Source organism: Kitasatospora sp. NPDC048407 (assembly GCF_043200475.1).
Classification (GTDB): Bacteria; Actinomycetota; Actinomycetes; order Streptomycetales; family Streptomycetaceae; genus Kitasatospora.
Genome location: NZ_JBICXW010000001.1, coordinates 815176 through 832547, shown reverse-complemented (window position 1 = coordinate 832547; position 17372 = coordinate 815176). Strand labels below are relative to the sequence as shown.

Annotated in this window: 11 protein-coding genes; 8 read left to right on the top strand and 3 right to left on the bottom strand. The window is 72.9% G+C overall.

The window, feature by feature from the left end; translation table 11 throughout:
• The first annotated feature begins 191 nt into the window (after positions 1-191).
• Positions 192-2147 carry an APC family permease gene (locus ACGFWJ_RS03900; protein ID WP_387636836.1) on the top strand — a complete coding sequence of 652 codons (1956 nt, stop codon included), beginning with the start codon at positions 192-194 and terminating at the stop codon, positions 2145-2147.
• A 51-nt stretch (positions 2148-2198) separates the two neighbouring features.
• Here ACGFWJ_RS03900 and ACGFWJ_RS03895 read toward each other — a convergent pair whose 3' ends face one another.
• Entirely contained in the window at positions 2199-3527 is a 1329-nt protein-coding gene (locus ACGFWJ_RS03895) for a glycosyltransferase (protein ID WP_392944888.1), read from the bottom strand.
• A gap of 194 nt (positions 3528-3721) precedes the next feature.
• Between ACGFWJ_RS03895 and ACGFWJ_RS03890 the strand changes: the two genes are divergently transcribed.
• From ACGFWJ_RS03890 to lpdA, 5 genes are all read left to right on the top strand, one after another.
• Positions 3722-4000 (top strand): CopG family transcriptional regulator, encoded by a 279-nt coding sequence (locus ACGFWJ_RS03890; protein WP_392944886.1) that lies wholly within the window; start codon positions 3722-3724, stop codon positions 3998-4000.
• The gene (locus ACGFWJ_RS03885; RefSeq protein ID WP_392944884.1) at positions 3997-4416 is read left to right on the top strand and encodes a hypothetical protein; all 420 of its coding nucleotides are present in this window, start codon (positions 3997-3999) and stop codon (positions 4414-4416) included. Before ACGFWJ_RS03890 ends, ACGFWJ_RS03885 begins: the two co-directional genes overlap by 4 nt.
• 114 nt (positions 4417-4530) lie before the next feature.
• Positions 4531-8370: a Pls/PosA family non-ribosomal peptide synthetase gene (locus ACGFWJ_RS03880; protein WP_392944882.1), complete on the top strand. Its 3840-nt coding sequence runs from the start codon at positions 4531-4533 to the stop codon at positions 8368-8370.
• Positions 8367-9674: a M1 family metallopeptidase gene (locus ACGFWJ_RS03875; protein WP_392944880.1), complete on the top strand. Its 1308-nt coding sequence runs from the start codon at positions 8367-8369 to the stop codon at positions 9672-9674. The genes ACGFWJ_RS03880 and ACGFWJ_RS03875 overlap by 4 nt, the downstream gene beginning before the upstream one ends.
• 77 nt (positions 9675-9751) lie before the next feature.
• Positions 9752-11158 carry a dihydrolipoyl dehydrogenase gene (lpdA, locus tag ACGFWJ_RS03870; protein ID WP_392944878.1) on the top strand — a complete coding sequence of 469 codons (1407 nt, stop codon included), beginning with the start codon at positions 9752-9754 and terminating at the stop codon, positions 11156-11158.
• Between the two features lie 67 nt (positions 11159-11225).
• On the opposite strand, the gene ACGFWJ_RS03865 is transcribed toward lpdA, so the two are convergent.
• Positions 11226-11873: a hypothetical protein gene (locus tag ACGFWJ_RS03865; protein ID WP_392944876.1), complete on the bottom strand. Its 648-nt coding sequence runs from the start codon at positions 11871-11873 to the stop codon at positions 11226-11228.
• Positions 11874-12415: 542 nt separating this feature from the next.
• On the opposite strand from ACGFWJ_RS03865, the gene lanKC reads away from it, so the two are divergent.
• Positions 12416-15157, top strand: coding sequence for a class III lanthionine synthetase LanKC (lanKC, locus tag ACGFWJ_RS03860; RefSeq protein WP_392944874.1), 2742 nt, complete (start codon positions 12416-12418; stop codon positions 15155-15157).
• Positions 15154-16446, top strand: a complete 1293-nt coding sequence (locus ACGFWJ_RS03855; RefSeq protein WP_392944872.1) for an MFS transporter — start codon at positions 15154-15156, stop codon at positions 16444-16446. Before lanKC ends, ACGFWJ_RS03855 begins: the two co-directional genes overlap by 4 nt.
• Positions 16447-16493: 47 nt before the next feature.
• On the opposite strand, the gene ACGFWJ_RS03850 is transcribed toward ACGFWJ_RS03855, so the two are convergent.
• Positions 16494-17312: a BTAD domain-containing putative transcriptional regulator gene (locus ACGFWJ_RS03850; RefSeq protein ID WP_392944870.1), complete on the bottom strand. Its 819-nt coding sequence runs from the start codon at positions 17310-17312 to the stop codon at positions 16494-16496.
• Positions 17313-17372 lie beyond the last annotated feature (60 nt).

The window sequence follows — 17372 nt, the reverse complement described above, 5'->3', positions numbered from 1 at the left end:
GACGAATCCTTAACGGCAGCCTTTACGGCCGAAATGCCTTCGATTCGATCATCTGCATGGCCCCTGGCCTGCGGAAATGTGGGAAATCCAGTCATCGGACAGACTGCTTGTCTTAACGGCAGGGGCGCATACGCTCCCGTGCTGTGTTCAACCTCCCCCAGGCGCTCAAGCGCCTTGTGATCGGCCGGGCCATGCGCAGCGAGGAGCTCGGCGAGACGCTGCTCCCCAAGCGGCTCGCGCTGCCGATCTTCGCGTCCGACCCGCTCTCCTCGGTCGCCTACGCGACCGGCGAGATCCTGCTCGTCCTCACCGTCGGCGGCACCGCCTTCCTCTACCTCACCCCGTGGGTCGCCGCCGGCGTGGTCGGACTGATGGCCGTGGTGGTGATGTCCTACCGGCAGGTGGTGCACGCCTACCCGAGCGGCGGCGGCTCGTACGAGGTGGTCTCCCGCAACCTCGGCGCCAACTCCGGTCTGGTGGTGGCCGCTTCACTGCTGGTCGACTACGTGATGACGGTCGCCGTCTCGGTGGCGTCCGGCGTCGACAACATCATCTCCGCGTTCGGCTCGCTCGCCGACCACCGGGTGGCGCTGGCCGTCGGCTTCGTGGCACTGCTGACCGCGATGAACCTGCGCGGCGTCCGCGAATCCGGCCGGGCGTTCGCCGCCCCCACCTACCTGTTCATCGGCGGCATCCTGCTGATGGTCGTCACCGGCCTGATCCGGCTCGCCTTCGGCGACAGCCCGCAGGCCCCCACCGCGGCCCTCGGCGTCACCGCCGTGGACGGCAAGGACACCCTGCAAGGGCTCGGCCTGCTGATGCTCGGCCTGCGCGCCTTCGCCTCCGGCTGCACCGCGCTCACCGGCGTCGAGGCGATCTCCAACGGCGTGCCCGCGTTCCGCGCCCCCAAGTCCCGCAACGCCGCCGCCACCATGGCCGTGATGGGCATCGTCGCGGTGGTGATGTTCGCCGGCGTCACGCTGCTCGCCCTCACCTCGCACGTCCACTACGTCGAGGACGCCTGCCAGCTGACCGGCCTCGCCGGGGACTGCCACACGTACACCCAGCAGACCGTGATCGCCCAGCTCGCCGCGACCGTCTTCGGCGGCTCCGACACGCTGCTGTTCTACTTCATCCAGGCAGTGACGGCACTGGTGCTGATCCTGGCCGCGAACACCGCGTTCAACGGGTTCCCGCTGCTCGCCTCGATCCTCGCCCAGCACCGCTACCTGCCCCGGCAGATGCACACCCGCGGCGACCGGCTGGCCTTCTCCAACGGCATCATCGCGCTCGCGGTGGTGGCCGGCGGGCTGCTCTGGTTCTACAAGGCGGACGTCACCAGCCTGATCCACCTGTACATCCTCGGCGTGTTCACCTCCTTCACGCTCTCCCAGATCGGCATGGTCCGGCACTGGAACCGGGCGCTGGCCGAGGAACGCGACCCGGCGGTCCGGGCCGCCGCGCAGCGCTCCCGGCTGATCAACGGGCTGGGCGCCGTCACCACCGCGCTGGTGCTGGTCATCGTCCTGATCACCAAGTTCACCCAGGGCGCGTGGCTGGCCGTGGTCGCCGCACTGCTGCTGTGGCTCACCATGCGGGGCATCCGCCGGCACTACGACCACGTCGCGGCGGAACTCGCCGTCGAGGACGTCGCCGCGGAGAGCTCCCGCCCCCGGCAGGTGCACGCCGTGGTGCTGGTCTCCAAGCTCCACAAGCCGACGCTGCGGGCCCTGGGCTACGCGGAGGCGTTCCGGCCGGACACCGTCGAGGCGGTCACGGTGGACGTCGAACCCGAGGCGACGGGTGAGCTGCGGGCGCAGTGGGACGCGAGTGGTCTGGACGTTCCGCTGCGGGTCCTGGAGTCGCCGTTCCGCGAGATCACCAAACCGGTGGTCACGCACGTGCGGGAGCTCAAGGAGGCGTGGCCGGGGGACGCGGTGGCCGTGTTCATCCCCGAGTACGTGGTGGGCCGGTGGTGGGAGAACCTGCTGCACAACCAGTCCGCGCTGTGGCTGAAGAGCCGCCTGCTGTTCACGCCCGGCGTGATGGTCATATCGGTGCCGTGGCAGCTGACCTCGGCGAACCGGCGCGGCGACCGCCCGGCCGTCAGCGCACCGGGCGCGGTGCGCCGGGGCGAGGGGCGGTAGTACACGCGGAGGAGCCCCCGTACCGCCGGGGGCTCGACTCGCGCGCGGGGATCAGGCCCCGCCGGGCCCGGTCGCCAGGTCGGCGATCAGCGACAGCGCGTCGTACTGGGCCAGTTCGGAGCGCAGGGCGTGCGCCCGCTCGCGGAAGGCCGGGTCGTCCAGCACCTTGTCCACGGCGGCGCTCAGCTGCTCGGCGCTCGGGCGGGCGGTGCGCAGGTTGACGCCGGTGCCGCTCCATTCGACGCGGGCCGCGACCTCCGGCTTGTCCTCGGTCTCGCCGGCGACCACCAGCGGGACGCCGTGCCCGAGTGCCGCCTGGACGCCGCCGTAGCCGCCGTTGGTGACCAGCAGGTCGGCGAACGGCAGCAGGGCGTCGAAGGGGATGTAGCCGGTGGCGATGGCATTGGCGGGAATCCCCGGCAGATCGGACATCGCGGCGCGCAGCGCCTGCGCACCGTCCGGACGCGCGGTGGCGGCCACCACCAGGAGGTCCCGGCGTTCGGCGAGGGCCCGCACGGTGGGGGCGGCCAGTTCGGTGAGGTCGACGTTGGCCAGGGTGCCCTGGGTGACCACGACGATCCGGCGGCCCGCGGCGCGGGCGAAGGACAGGGCGGACCACCACTCGGGCTGCCACGGGTCGCGGCCGGCCGGCAGCGGAAGGGCGCCGACGAAGGAGACATTGGCCGGCAGATCGCTGCGCGGGTACTCGAAACCGGGAACGGTCAGCTGGAGGTAGTGGTCCGCGGCCTCGGTCCGGACCCGCCCGCTCGGCCCCGCGGGCAGCCGCACCCCGGCCGCCGCGAAGACGCCGGACAGGTATTCATGGACCGGCCGGGTGCGCTCCTCCAGACCCTCCGCCAGCGCGGCGTACCGGGCACGCTCCTCCTCGTCGACAGGCGGCAACAGGCCGAGCAGGTGCGGGGCGGTGTCCCTGCTCGGCACGCCGAGCGGGGAGACGCCGATGCTCAGGACGGTGGGCCGGTCGGCGGCGGGTGCGGAGAGGGCCAGTGCCACGCCGCCCAGGAAGAGGTTGTCATGGATGACGGCACTGGCCGGGAATTCCGCCAACAACTGCCGCAGAGAACGGAGTTGGTCGGGCAGCGGGTCGCCGAAGACATGCCTGACATCCCAGGCCACCCGGGCCGGACCGGGCGGCACGGACCGGCGGGCCGGGAAGCTCGCGTCGAAGTCCCGCTCGTCGTAGTCGGCCTCGGGCGGCAGCGGATGGAACACCGCACCGGCGGCCCCGGCCCGCTCGGCGAAACGCGCGCCACCGAGGAAGGCCACCTCGTGACCGAGGTCGACGAGGTGGGCGGCGATCCGCAGCAACGGGCCGGTGTGTCCGGTCACGGGTGTGGCGGCGACGAGGATCCTGCTCATCGGGTTTCAGCTCCTGGCAGTCGGAGTGGACGTGGAAAGCGAGGCCGGAGCACGCCCCCGGAGGGCGCAGATCACGGCAAGGCCGGCGGCGAAGGACAGCCAGTCTCGGAGGCAGGACTCGACACTTGGTGAACACGGCGGGGCAGGGCCCGGAAAGTCCGCCATCCTGAACTATGGCGAGTATGGTGACTTGTATGGCATCCAAGAAAGTCACCGTCACACTCCCCGAGGAACTGCTGGACGAGATCCGCGCGGACACTGCCGAGCGTGGCCTCTCCGCGTACGTTGCCGATGCCCTCCGCGCCAAGCGTGACCGCGACCGGTTGGTGGAACTGGTCGGTTGGCTGGAGCAGGAGCACGGGCCGGTCAGCGGTGACGAACGGGCTGCCGCCTATGCGGAGCTGGACGACCTGGATGCGGAGCACGATCGGCGCCGGCTCGCTCGCAGCAAGAGCGGTGGGGCGGCCGCGTGAAGAAGCGCGCGGAGGGAGCCCGGCGGCTGCGGGTCTTCGTGCTGGACTGTGAGGCCCTGTCGCTCGCGGTCCGTGGTGATCGCATGATGATCGCCCGGCTTGATCTCGCTGCCCGCGGCGAGGCGGAGATCGTCACCTCGCCGATGACTCTGGTCGAGGCGTACGACGCGCGGACCACGGAACAGCGCTGGGACTGGGTGCTGTCCCGGGTGAACGTCGCCGAACTGGGCCGGGACGAGGCGCGGCAGGCACGTCGGCTGCTCGCGGGCGCCGGCCTGCACGGGCACGAGTACGCGATCGACGCCATGCTCGCCGTGGTGGCGCTGCGGCAGCGAGGCCAGGTGACGGTCTTCACTTCCGACCCGGAGGATCTGGAGAGGCTGCTGCCGGACCACGTCGTGGTGGTGAAGGTCTGACAGGTCCCCGCGCCCCTGGTGTCGCTTCCCCGTTTGCTCAGATTTTCCCGGGTTGTCACGTTCCCGATGCTTATGGTTGACCGCCGGGGAACCCAGGACGAGGACCGTATGGCCATGATCACCGATTCCGAGCCCGCGTTGTTCCGTGCCCGCCCTGCGGGCCCGCCTCGGACGTTGGTGGATGTGTTGGCGGCGACGGCGGCCGCGTTTCCGCAGGAGCCCGCGTTGGACGACGGGCGGCAGGTGTTGAGTTATGCCGCGTTGCTGGGCGAAGTGGAGCGGGTGCGGGGGCAGTTGGCGGGGGCCGGGGTCGGGTTGGGGGACCGGGTCGGGGTGCGGGTGCCGTCGGGTGGGAACGAGCTGTACGTGGCGATCCTGGGGGTGCTCGCGGCGGGGGCGGCGTATGTGCCGGTGGACTTCGAGGATCCGGACGAGCGGGCCGAGCTGGTGTTCGGCGAGGCGGACGTCAACGCGGTGATCGGGGCGGACGGGCGGCTGGAGAAGGTGAAGCCGTCCGGTCACGAGGCCGTCCCGCCGGGGCCGGAGCACGACGCGTGGATCATTTTCACGTCCGGTTCGACGGGGAAGCCCAAGGGCGTGGCGGTGACGCACCGCAGTGCGGCGGCGTTCGTGGACGCCGAGGCGGCGATGTTCCTGCAGGAGGAGCCGATCGGGCCGGGGGACCGGGTGATGGCGGGGCTGTCGGTGGCGTTCGACGCGTCCTGCGAGGAGATGTGGCTGGCGTGGCGGCACGGCGCGTGCCTGGTGCCGGTGCCGCGCGCGCAGGTGCGCAGCGGCGCGGACCTGGGGCCGTGGCTGGCCGAGCAGGAGATCACCGTCATCTCCACGGTGCCGACGCTGGCCGCGCTGTGGCCGGCCGAGGCGTTGAACGAGGTGCGGCTGCTGATCTTCGGCGGTGAGGCGTGCCCGCCGGAGCTGGCGGAGCGGCTGGTCACCGAGGGCCGCGAGGTGTGGAACACCTACGGCCCGACCGAGGCGACCGTCGTCGCGTGCGGGGCGCTGCTGAGCGGTGCGGTCCCGATCCGGATCGGACTGCCGCTGGACGGCTGGGAGTTGGCGGTCGTCGACGAGGCGGGCGTGCCGGTGCCGATGGGTGGCAGCGGGCAGCTGGTGATCGGCGGGGTCGGTCTGGCCCGGTACCTGGACCCGGTGAAGGACGCCGAGAAGTACGCGCCTCTCACCTCGCTGGGCTGGGAGCGGGCGTACCGCAGCGGCGACCTGGTGCGGGCCGAACCCGAGGGTCTGGTGTTCCTCGGGCGGGCCGACGAGCAGATCAAGCTGGGCGGCCGGCGGATCGAACTGGGCGAGGTGGACGCGGCGTTGCAGGCGCTGCCCGCCGTGTCCGGCGCGGCGGCGGCCGTGCGGACGGCGCGCGGCGGCAATCAGCTGCTGGTCGGGTACCTGGTGGCTCAGGAGGGGTTCGACCGCGAGGCGGCGGTGGCGCGGCTGCGGGCCGAGCTGCCCGCCGCGCTGGTGCCGCTGCTGGCCACCGTCGAGCACCTGCCGACCCGGACGTCCGGCAAGGTCGACCGGGACGCGCTGCCCTGGCCGCTGCCGGATCTGGAGACGTCCGGCCCCACCGAGCAGCTGTACGGCACCGAGGCGTGGCTGGCCGAGCAGTGGGCGGAGATCCTCGGCACGCCGGTGCGAAGTGCAGGCGACGACTTCTTCGCGATCGGCGGCGGTTCGCTCGCCGCCGCCCAGCTCACGACGCTGCTGCGCGGCCGCTACCCGGCGGTGTCGGTGCTCGACATCTACCAGCAGCCGACGCTGCGCAAGCTGGCCCGGCTGCTGGAGAAGTCCGCGCAGTCCGGGGGAGCGGTGCGCACCGTCGAGCCGACGCCGCGCCGCGCCCAGGCCCTGCAACTGCTGCTGATGCTGCCGCCGGTCACCCTGATCGGCCTGCGCTGGTCGCTGCTGCTGGCCGTGCTCGGCACCGTGCTGCACCTGGTCGGCGACTACCCGTGGGCCCCGACCGCGCCGTGGTGGCTGCTGGTGGCCGGTGTGGCGCTGCTGTACTCGGCGCCCGGCCGGCTGGCGATCGCCGCCGGCAGCGCACGGCTGCTGCTGCGCGGCGTCCGCCCCGGCACGTACCCGCGCGGCGGCAGCGTGCACCTGCGGCTGTGGGCCGCCGAGCGGATCGCCGAGGCGTCGGGGGCGGTGCAGCTGTCCGGGTCCTGGCTGGTGCGGTACGCCCGGGCGCTGGGCTGCCGGGTCGCCGCGGACGCGGACCTGCACTCGCTGCCGCCGGTGACGGGCCTGCTGCGGCTCGGCAAGGGCTGCGCGATCGAGAACGAGGTCGACCTGTCCGGCTACTGGCTGGACGGCGACCGGCTGGAGATCGGCGCGCTGCGGATCGGCGCGGGCGCGGTGGTCGGCACCCGGTCGACGCTGCTGCCCGGCGCGAAGATCGGCAAGCGGGCGGAGGTCGCGCCCGGCTCCGGCGTCACCGGGCACGTCCCGACCGGCCAGCGCTGGGCGGGCGCGCCCGCCGTGAAGACCGGCAAGGCCGAACGCGGCTGGCCGAAGGAACGCCCCCGCCGTTCGGCCCGCTGGGCGGCCGTGTACGGCGCGACCGGATTCGTGCTGTCCGCGCTGCCGCTGCTGTCGGCGCTGCCCGCGCTGCTGATCGCGAGCCGGTTCGTCCACCCCGGCGACGGTCTGGCGGAGGCACTCAAGGGCGCGCTGCTCGCTCTCGTCCCGGCCACGCTCGCCTACGGGCTGGCGTACGCCGCGAAGGTGCTGATCGGGGTCCGCCTGCTGTCGCGGGGGCTGCGCACCGGGTACCACCCGCTGCACGGCCGGGTCGGCTGGCAGGCGTGGACCGTCAGCCAGTTGATGGACCTGGCCCGGGAGACGCTGTTCCCGCTGTACGCGGCACTGATCACCCCGGTGTGGCTGCGGCTGCTCGGGATGCGGATCGGCAAGGGCGCCGAGGTGTCCACCGTCCTCGCGCTGCCCAGCCTGACCACGGTCGGCGACGGGGCGTTCCTCGCCGACGACACCCTGATCGCCCCGTACGAACTGGGCGGCGGCTGGGTGCGGATCGGGCGGGCCGAGATCGGCGAGCGGGCGTTCCTCGGCAACTCCGGGATGACCGCGCCCGGGCGGGCCGTCCCCGACCGGGGGCTGGTCGGGGTGCTGTCGGCGACGCCGAAGAAGGCCAAGCGCGGCAGCTCCTACCTGGGCATGCCGCCGGTCAAACTGCCCCGGGCCGCCGACACCGCCGACCTGGCGCTCACCTACGAACCGCCGGCCCGGCTGCGCTGGGCGCGCGGCCTGACCGAACTGGGCCGGATCGTCCCGGTGTTCGCCTCCGCCGCCCTGGCCGTGCTGACCGCCGCCGCGCTGTGCGCGCTGGACCAGCCGCTGCTGTCCGGGCTGGTGCTGCTGGCCGCCGGGCTGGTGGCCTGCGTGGTCTCCGCCGCCGCGAAGTGGCTGCTGGTGGGCCGGTTCCGGGCGGTCGAGCACCCGCTGTGGTCCGGGTTCGTCTGGCGCAACGAGCTGGCCGACACCTTCACCGAGGTGCTCGCCGTGCCCTGGCTGATCGGCCGGGCCGCCGGCACACCGGTGATGACGCTGTGGCTGCGCTCGATCGGCGCGCGGATCGGACGCGGCGTGTGGTGCGAGAGCTACTGGCTGCCGGAGGCCGACCTGGTCACCCTCGGGGACGGGGTGAGCGTCAACCGGGGCTGCGTGCTGCAGACGCACCTCTTCCACGACCGGATCATGCGGCTGGATACTGTGGAGCTCCGCGCGGGCTCCACGCTCGGCCCGGGCGGGATCGTGCTGCCCGGCAGCACCGTCGGCGAACGCACCACCCTCGGCCCGGCCTCGCTGGTGATGCGCGCCGAGACGGTACCCGCCGACACCCGCTGGCTCGGCAACCCGATCGAAGCGTGGCACTCAAGCCAGGAGGAACAGCACCGGTGAGCGGCGATCCCTACTTCCCCCGCCACGGGGACCCGCGCTACCGCGCCCACCGCTACGAACTCGCCCTCGACTACCGGCCCGGCCCCAACCGGCTGGCCGCCTCCGCCCGGATCTCCGCCATAGCGGGCCCGGAACCGCTGCGCGAGTTCACCCTCGACCTGGCCGCGTTCCGGATCGGAAAGGTGCTGGTCGACGGCAGGGCCGCGCACTACGCCCACCGCGAGGGCAAACTGCGGATCAAACCCGCCAAGGCCCTCGCCGCCGGTGCGCACTTCACCTGCGAGGTGCAGTGGTCCGGCAACCCGCGCCCGGTCCGCAGCCCCTGGGGCGGCCTCGGCTTCGAGGAGATCGAGGACGGCGCGCTGGTCGCCTCCCAGCCGATCGGCGCACCGTCCTGGTTCCCCTGCAACGACCGGCCCGCCGACAAGGCCGCCTACCAGCTGACCGTCACCACCGCGACGCCGTACACCGTGGTCACCGGCGGCCGGCTGCTCAGCCGCACCACCCGCTCCTCCGCCACCACCTGGGTGTACGAGCAGCCCGCGCCCACCGCGTCCTACCTGGTCGGGCTGGCCATCGCCCCGCTGCGCGAGTTCCCGCTGACCGAACGCGTCCCCGGCACCGTCCCGCAGATCGCCTGGGTGCCGCTCGCCCTGCAGGCCGCGTTCGAGCACGACTTCGCCCGGCAGCCGCAGATGATGCGGCTGTTCGAGGAACTGTTCGGCCCGTACCCGTTCGGCGAGTACACCGTCGCCGTGGTGGACGAGGAACTCGACGTCCCCGTCGAGGCGCAGGGCATGGCCACCTTCGGCCGCAACCACGTCGACGGGCAGCGCGGCTGGGAACGCCTGGTCGCCCACGAACTCGCCCACCAGTGGTTCGGCAACAGCGTCACCATCGCCGACTGGCGGCACATCTGGCTGAACGAGGGCCTCGCCAAGTACGCCGAATGGCTGTGGTCCGAGCGCACCGGCGGCCCCACCACGCAGGCCAAGGCCGCCGAGGCCCACCGCCAACTGCGCGGCCTGCCACAGGACCTGGCCATCGGCGACCCCGGCAAGGCGCAGATGTTCGACGACCGGGTGTACGAACGCGGCGGCCTCACCGTGCACGCGCTGCGCCGCGCCCTCGGCGACGCCGCGTTCTTCCGCCTGCTGCGCGACTGGGCCACCGGGCACCGGCACGGCGTCGTCACCACCGACGACTTCGCCGCGCACGCCGCCCACTACACCGACCGCCCGCTGCGCCCGCTGCTGGACGACTGGCTGCACGTCCGCGCGCTGCCCGACCTCCCCGAGCTCTGACGGTTCGCGACCTGATCTACTGATCCCATGGCCGCGAAGCCAACGTGGTCTTCGAAGTCACCGGAGGAACGAGGAACATGAGCACGCACTACGACGTGGTCGTCCTGGGCGCCGGCCCCGGCGGCTACACCGCCGCTGTCCGCTCCGCCCAGCTCGGTCTGCGCGCCGCCGTGATCGAGGCCAAGTACTGGGGCGGCGTCTGCCTGAACGTCGGCTGCATTCCCTCCAAGGCACTGCTGCGCAACGCCGAACTCGCGCACACCGTGCTGAAGGAGGCCGACCTCTACGGCATCCAGGTCGAGGGCCAGGTCTCCTTCGACTACGGCAAGGCGTTCAGCCGCTCCCGGCAGGTCGCCGACGGCCGGGTCAAGGGCGTCCACTACCTGATGAAGAAGAACAAGATCACCGAGTACGACGGCTGGGGCACCTTCGTCGACGACCACACCCTGCAGGTCGCGCTGTCCGCCGGCGGGTTCGAGATGGTCACCTTCGACCACTGCATCATCGCCGCGGGCGCCACCACCCGGCTGCTGCCCGGCACCTCGCTCAGCGAGCGGGTCGTCACCTACGAGGAGCAGATCCTCACCGAGCAGCTGCCGGAGTCGATCATCATCGCGGGCGCCGGCGCGATCGGCGTCGAGTTCGCGTACGTGCTGCACAACTACGGCGTCAAGGTCACCGTCGTCGAGTTCCTGGACCGCATGGTGCCGCTGGAGGACGCCGACGTGTCCGCCGAACTCGCCAAGCAGTACCGCAAGTTGGGCATCCAGGTACTCACCTCCACCCGGGTCGACGCGATCGACGACTCCGACCCGAACAAGCCGGTCCGGGTCACCGTCACCCGCGACGGCAAGCAGGAGGTGCTGGAGGCCGACAAGGTGCTCCAGGCGATCGGCTTCGCGCCGCGCACCCAGGGCTACGGCCTGGAGGTCACCGGCGTGCAGCTCACCGAGCGCGGCGCGATCGCCGTGGACGGCCGGGGCCGCACCAGCGCCGAGCACATCTTCGCGATCGGCGACGTCACCGCGAAGCTGATGCTGGCGCACGCCGCCGAGGCGATGGCCGTGGTCGCCGCCGAGACCATCGCCAAGGCCGAGACCATGGAGATCGACTTCGTCATGGTCCCGCGCGCCACCTACTGCCAGCCGCAGGTCGCGTCCTTCGGCTACACCGAGGCGCAGGCCCGCGAGCTCGGCTACGACGTCAAGGTGCAGAAGTTCCCGTTCACCGCGAACGGCAAGGCGCACGGCCTCGGCCAGCCCGTCGGCTTCGTCAAGGTGATCTGCGACAACACCCACGGCGAGCTGCTCGGCGCGCACCTGATCGGCCCCGAGGTCACCGAGCTGCTGCCCGAGCTGACGCTGGCCCAGCAGTGGGACCTCACCGTGCACGAGGTCGGCCGCAACATCCACGCCCACCCGACGCTGGGCGAGGCCGTCAAGGAGGCCGTCCACGGCCTCGCCGGCCACATGATCAACATGTAGTTCGAGTCTGTGGCGCCGCCCCGGTTCCCTTCGCTTCGCGGCGGAGGGGGCCGGGGCGGCGCCGTTCTCAGCTCTGCCGGAGCAGCACCGGCAGGCCGGACTCGAGGTGCTCGAAGAGCCGGTCGCCGTGCACGCCCGGCGCGTCGAAGATGTCGTCCTCCTCGTCGGCGCCGGTGCGCAGCACCTCCGGGACGAGGACCTCGGCGGCGGGCGGGGAGGCGACCTCGCGGCCCAGCTCGGCCAGCGCGTACGGCGCGGCGAGCACCGGGCCGGTCAGGGCGCCGCCGATCTCGTCGGGGAAGAAACCGGCCGAGAGGATCGTGACGCCGGCGTGCAGGTCGCCGCCGATCATCACCAGCTTGTCCGTCATGTGGCCGACGAACGCCCCGACCCGGACGCTCCCGCGCACCAGCAGCTTGGCGTCGCCCTCCAGGTGGATCGCCCCCGCCGTCAGGTCACCGAGCACGACCAGCGCCGGGCAGCCGTCGTCCACGTTGAGGATCGCGCCGTCCACCGTCAGATCGCCGTCGATGACGAAGCCGGTGCCGTACGGCTCGGTGGCGTCCAGGTCGAGCGCGCCCGGGACGGTCAGGCTGCCCGAGTGGACGTCGTAGGTCTCGTTGTAGAGGTTCTCGTAGCTGCTCAGCGGCAGGCCGCGGCGCTCGAAGAGCGCGACGGATTCGCCCCAACTGTGGGGCGTGGCAGTGATGTTCATGGTGCGGAGTGTGGCACGCGGAAGTGACGGCCGAGGCTTCGGAGCGCTCTCGGAGCGGGCTCGGAGCGGGCCCTGGTGTTCTTGTCTCACACCGCACCGGCCGACCGGACGGGCGGAGGGAAACCACACAGAAGAGGAGCACACCATGGCGAACGTCCTGAAGCTGCAGAAGATGGTCACCGTCGAGGGCAACCCGATCGAGGACCAGGAGTCCATCAGCGTCTCGTCCTGCGACTCGCACTCCTGCTGACCCGAAGGGGCCTGACGGGCCCCGCGGAGCACTGACGCCCCACCGCACCGGCCGACCGGACGGGCGGACGAAAGAACCCACACAGAAGAGGAGCACACCATGGCGAACGTCCTGAAGCTGCAGAAGATGGTCACCGTCGAGGGCAACCCGATCGACGACCAGGAGTCCATCAGCGTCTCGTCCTGCGACTCGCACAGCTGCTGACCCGAAGAGGTCTCCTGGGCCCCGGCGGAGCCGCGCCGCCGGGGCCCGCCCCTTTTCCCCGCACCACCCGTACGGAAGGGAAACGCCCATGCTCTCCTGGCAATCGCTCCAGTACTACCTCCAGTTCGACCGGCGCTGGTACGAGACCGCCGAGCGCCACCGCCCCGCCCCGGCGCACCTCGCGGCCTTCCGTGAACTCGTCCCCGACGGCTGGGCCACCCGGCGGCGCGGCCTGTGGTTCATCGCCGACCCGCCCGGCCGCAACACCCCCGCGCAGGGGTGGAAGCTGCACGTCACTGCGGCGGCGGGGGAGAGCGAGGAGGTGCTGCGGCTCGCCCTGCCAGTGCTGTTCGCGCACAACGTGGCGTTCAAGTTCCTGATCGACCCGTGGTCGGTGGAGCTGACCAGCGGCAAGACCTTCTCCCGCACCGCCAGCGGCAAGTTCATCACCGTCTACCCGGCCGACGACGCCGAATTCCACGCGGTGGGCAAGGAGTTGGCCGAGGCCCTGGAAGGCCGCACCGGCCCGTACATCCTCTCCGACCGGCGCTGGCCCGGCTCGACGGCCGTCTACTACCGCTACGGCGGCTTCGCCGCGATCAAGCGGCTGCGGGCCGACGGCATCAACGACCTGATGATCGCCACCCCGGACGGCACCCTGGTCCCCGATGTCCGCAACCCGTACTTCGAGACGCCGCCGTGGGTCACCGACCCGTTCCCGCCCGAACAGGCCGAGGAGGAAGAAGCGCTGAACGGCCGTTACGTGGTGACGGGCGCGCTGATGTTCGGCAACCGGGGCGGCGTCTACCTGGCCACCGACCGGGAGACCGACGCGCAGGTGGTGCTCAAGGAGGCCCGCCCGGGCGTGCTGGTCGGGCGGCCCGGACGGGCGGCCACCGAGGTGCTGGAGAAGGAGTACCAGGTGCTGTCGGAACTCGCCGACACCGGGTACTACGTGAAGCCGCTGGACTTCTTCCACGAAGCCGGCCACGCCTTCCTGGTCGAGGAGTACGTCGACGGGCCGCACTACAGCCGCAACTGCATCGCCACCAACCCCGTGATCACCGGCAAGCTGGACGGCGAAAGCCTGCGCACCTACTACCGCACCCAGCGCGCCCTGTGGCGGCAGATCGCCGAGGCCGTCGCCGCCGCCCACCGGCGCGGCATCCTGCTCGGCGACCTCTCCTACACCAACGTGCACATCACCAAGGACGGCCGGGCCGTGCTGCTCGACCTGGAGGCCGCCGTCCGCGAGGGCATCGACCCGCACCTCGGCGTGCACACCATCGGCCTGGCCAGCCCCCGGCTGCGCGCCACCAACCGCTACGACCGGGCCAACGACTGGCACTGCCTCGGCGCGCTGATCTTCTCCTCCGTCATGGTGGTCAACAACACCATCGGCTTCCACCGCCCCGCCCAGGAACGGTTCCTGGACGCGCTCACCGAGGACCTCGCGCTGCCCGCCGAACTCGCCTCGCTGATCCGGGACCTGACCGACCCGGAGGCCGTGGACGGTGACTTCGACCCGGACGAGCTGCTGAAGCGGATCGACGCGCTGCCGTTCGACGACCCCGCGCTGTGGGCGTCCCCCGTCCCGCTCACCGAACCCGCCGACCGCCGCTACCGCGACCACGAGGCCCTGCCCGGGCTGCGGGACGCCGACCTCGCCGCCACGGTCGAGGGCATCGCCGCCGAGATCGAGGCCGCCGCCGACGCGCAGCGCGCCGACCGGCTGTTCCCCAGCAACCCGCTGGTCCACCAGACCAACCCGCTCTCCCTCGCGTACGGCGCCACCGGCATCCTGTACGGCCTGCACCGGCTGCGCGGCAGCGTGCCCGACCGGCTGCTCGGCTGGGCGCTCGCCAAGGACGTCGACCCCGCCGCGTACCCGCCCGGCCTGTACCTCGGCCAGTCCGGCCTGGCCTGGGCGTTCGACGCGCTCGGCCACCCCGCCGTCGCCCGCGCCCTGATGGCCTCCGCCCGCCGCCACCCGCTGCGCAACGCCCTCCCCGGCATCCTGCACGGCACCGCCGGCCACGGCCTCGCCGCCCTGCACCTGTGGCACCGCCAGCACGACCCCGAACTGCTCGCTGACGCCGTCGCCGACGGCGAACACCTCGCCGCCACCGCCGTCCACGGCCCCGACGGCCCGCACTGGCCGCAGCCCATCGTCGGCGACGACCGGCTCCACACCCGGCTCGGCCACGGCCACGGCGGCAGCGGCATCGCCCTGTTCCTGCTCTACCTGCACCTCGCCACCGGCGAGGAACGCTGGTACACCCTCGGCCGCGCCGCGCTCGGCCACGACCTCGCGCACGCCGCCACCCTCCCCGGCGGCACCCTCGGCTTCCCGTCCCGCACCGGCCCCGCCGAAGGCCGCACCATCCTGCGCAACTACTGGGACGAGGGCACCGCCGGCGTCTCGGTCGCCGTCGTCCGCTACCTCACCGTCCGGCCCGACGACGAGCAACTCGCCGCCGTCACCGAGGACCTGCTGCGCGATTCGGCCCGCCGCTACGCCGTCTTCCCGCACCTCGCGCACGGCCTCGCCGGACTCGGCAACGTCCTGCTCGACGCGGGCGAACTGCTCGGCGAACAGCGGTGGCTGGACGAAGCCCGCCGGGTCGCCGACGGCATCCTGCTCAGCCGGATCGAACAGGACGGCGAGATCCCCGGCGGGATCGGTTTCCCCGGCGAACAGGCCCTGCGGGAGAGCTGCGACCTGGCCACCGGCTCGATCGGCGTCGCGCTCTTCCTCGACCGGCTGCGCCTCGCCCGCCCCGGCACCCGCACCGACTTCCACTTCACCGTGGACGGACTGCTGCCGTGACCAGCGACGTGGCAACCGACGTACGACCGGCCCGGGACCGGCGCTTTCTGCGCCGGTTCCGGCTGGTCGGGGCGAACCCGATGTTCCGGCGGCTGTGGATCGGCCAGTTCACCTCCGAACTCGGCAGCTCCATGAGCGTGCTGGCGGTCCCCCTGCTGGCCGTCGCGGTCACCGGATCGCCGGCCAAGGCTAGCCTGCTCGCCACCCTGGGCTTCCTCGCCACCTGGCTCACCGCCGCCCCCTGCGGCCAGCTCGCCGACCGGATCCCGCCGCGCCGGCTGATGCTCGCCTGCGACACCGTCCGGCTCACCGCCGTCACCGCCGTCGCCGTCACCACCTTCACCGGCGGCCCACCGCTGTGGCTGCTCGCCGTCACCACCGTCGTCTCCGGCACCGCGATCACCGCGTTCGGGCCCGCCGCCGGGAAGATGCTGCGCACCATCGTCCCCGCCGAGCAGCTGCCCGAGGCGGTCGCCGCCAACCAGGTCCGCGGCTACAGCGCCTCCATCGTCGGCCCCGCCGCCGGCGGCGCCCTGTTCGGCCTGGCCCGGGCCGTGCCCTTCGTCGCGGACGCCATCAGCTACCTGGTCTCGCTGGCCTGCGTGCGCGGCCTGCCGTCCGGCGCCGGTGACGGCCCGACGGCCCGCGGCTGGCCCCGGCTGCGGGAAGGCCTCGCCGTCATCCGCCGCACCCCGTTCCTGCGGGCGTCCCTCGCCTACTCGGTGCCCGGCAACCTCGCCGTCTCGATGCTCATGTACATCCTGCTGCTGCGCCCCGGCGCGGCCGGCGGCGGCACCGGACTCGCGTTCAGCGCCGCCGCCGCCTGCGGACTGGTCGGCTCGCTGTTCGCCGCGGGCGCGCACCGCCGCTACGGCCTGTGGCGGCTCATGGCCGGCACGGCCGCGCTGCGGCTGCTCGCCACGCTCGCCGTCGGCCTGAGCGCCGGCCGGCTCGGCCCCGCGGCGGCCCTCGCCCCCGTCCTGCTGCTCGCCCCCGTGGTCGGCGCCGCGCTCGGCACCACCACCCTGCTGGTCGTCGACTACGACGTCTACGGCCGGGTCAGCGGCACCACCTCGTTCATCGGCGGCGCGCTCCAGCCGATCGCGCCGCTGGCCGCCGGCGCACTGCTCCAACTCGGGGGCACCGGCACGGCGCTGGGCGTGGTGGCCGCACTGTTCGGCCTGGTGCTGGTCGCGGTCCTGGCGGGACGGCAGAGCCTGGACATCAGACTGGAGGGGAAGACCATCGTCCCGGCGGGCCGGGGCGCGAAGCCCGCACCGGTGACATGACGACCGCCCCGGCCACCGAGGTCGGCGGCCGGGGCGGTCAGGGTCTTTCAGGCGGGCTGCTTCGCCGCCCCGTGCAGTTCGGCGCTGAGCGTCGGGTCGTGGATCAGGATGCGCTGGGTGAGGTGGGCGAGCTCGGGGCCGGGGTGGACGCCCAGCTCGTCGCGCAGGGTGCGGCGGGCGGTGTGCAGGACGGCCGCCGCCTCGGCCTGCCGGCCGCTGCGGTAGAGGGTGCGGGCGCGCAGGGCCCAGCCGGACTCGCGCAGCGGGGCCTCGGTGGTGAGCAGGGCGCACTCGGTGACGGCGAGATGGTGGGCGTCCAGGGTGAGCAGCGCCCAGGCGCGGATCTCCCGCGCGGTACATCGCAGTTCGGTCAGCCGCCAGCGCTCCGGGTCCAGGAAGGCCAGGTGGGCGAGGTCGGCGTAGGCCGGGCCGCGCCAGAGGACCAGGGCCAGGTCGGTGGCGGCGAGGGCCTCGGTGGGGCGGTGGGCGCGATGGGCGGTGCCGGCCCGCTCGACGAGCGCGGCGAACTTCCGGGCGTCGAGCGCGTCCGGGGCGAGCCGCAGGCGGTAGCCGCCGGGCTCGTGGCGCAGCACGGCGGACTCCCGTCCGGCCGGGCGGTGGGGGTCCAGGGCGCGGCGCAGGTCGGCCACGCAGGTGTGCAGGGCGTGCCGCGGGCTGGCCGGCAGGCGGTCCTCCCAGACGGCGTCGATCAGATCCTGTTCGGGGACGACTGCGCCGCCCGCCGCGGCCAGCGCGGCCAGCACCGCGCGCGGCCGGGGCCCGCCGAGCCGCACCCGTACACCGTCGACCGTGGCGGCCATCGGGCCGAGAACCTGCACCGCTGTCTCTGTCGTGGTCGCATCCATGTACTGAGCCTGGCGCCGCCCGCCCCCTGCGCCCATTCGGCCGGACCCCCGTATTCCGCA

What these genes read in the sequence shown, in the direction of transcription:
- ACGFWJ_RS03890 (WP_392944886.1), top strand. Translation starts at nt 3,722, where the DNA reads ATGGCATCCAAGAAAGTCACCGTCACACTCCCCGAGGAACTGCTGGAC.
- lanKC (WP_392944874.1), top strand. Translation starts at nt 12,416, where the DNA reads ATGCTCTCCTGGCAATCGCTCCAGTACTACCTCCAGTTCGACCGGCGC.
- ACGFWJ_RS03880 (WP_392944882.1), top strand. Translation starts at nt 4,531, where the DNA reads ATGATCACCGATTCCGAGCCCGCGTTGTTCCGTGCCCGCCCTGCGGGC.
- lpdA (WP_392944878.1), top strand. Translation starts at nt 9,752, where the DNA reads ATGAGCACGCACTACGACGTGGTCGTCCTGGGCGCCGGCCCCGGCGGC.
- ACGFWJ_RS03850 (WP_392944870.1), bottom strand. Translation starts at nt 17,312, where the DNA reads ATGGATGCGACCACGACAGAGACAGCGGTGCAGGTTCTCGGCCCGATG.
- ACGFWJ_RS03895 (WP_392944888.1), bottom strand. Translation starts at nt 3,527, where the DNA reads ATGAGCAGGATCCTCGTCGCCGCCACACCCGTGACCGGACACACCGGC.
- ACGFWJ_RS03900 (WP_387636836.1), top strand. Translation starts at nt 192, where the DNA reads ATGCGCAGCGAGGAGCTCGGCGAGACGCTGCTCCCCAAGCGGCTCGCG.
- ACGFWJ_RS03865 (WP_392944876.1), bottom strand. Translation starts at nt 11,873, where the DNA reads ATGAACATCACTGCCACGCCCCACAGTTGGGGCGAATCCGTCGCGCTC.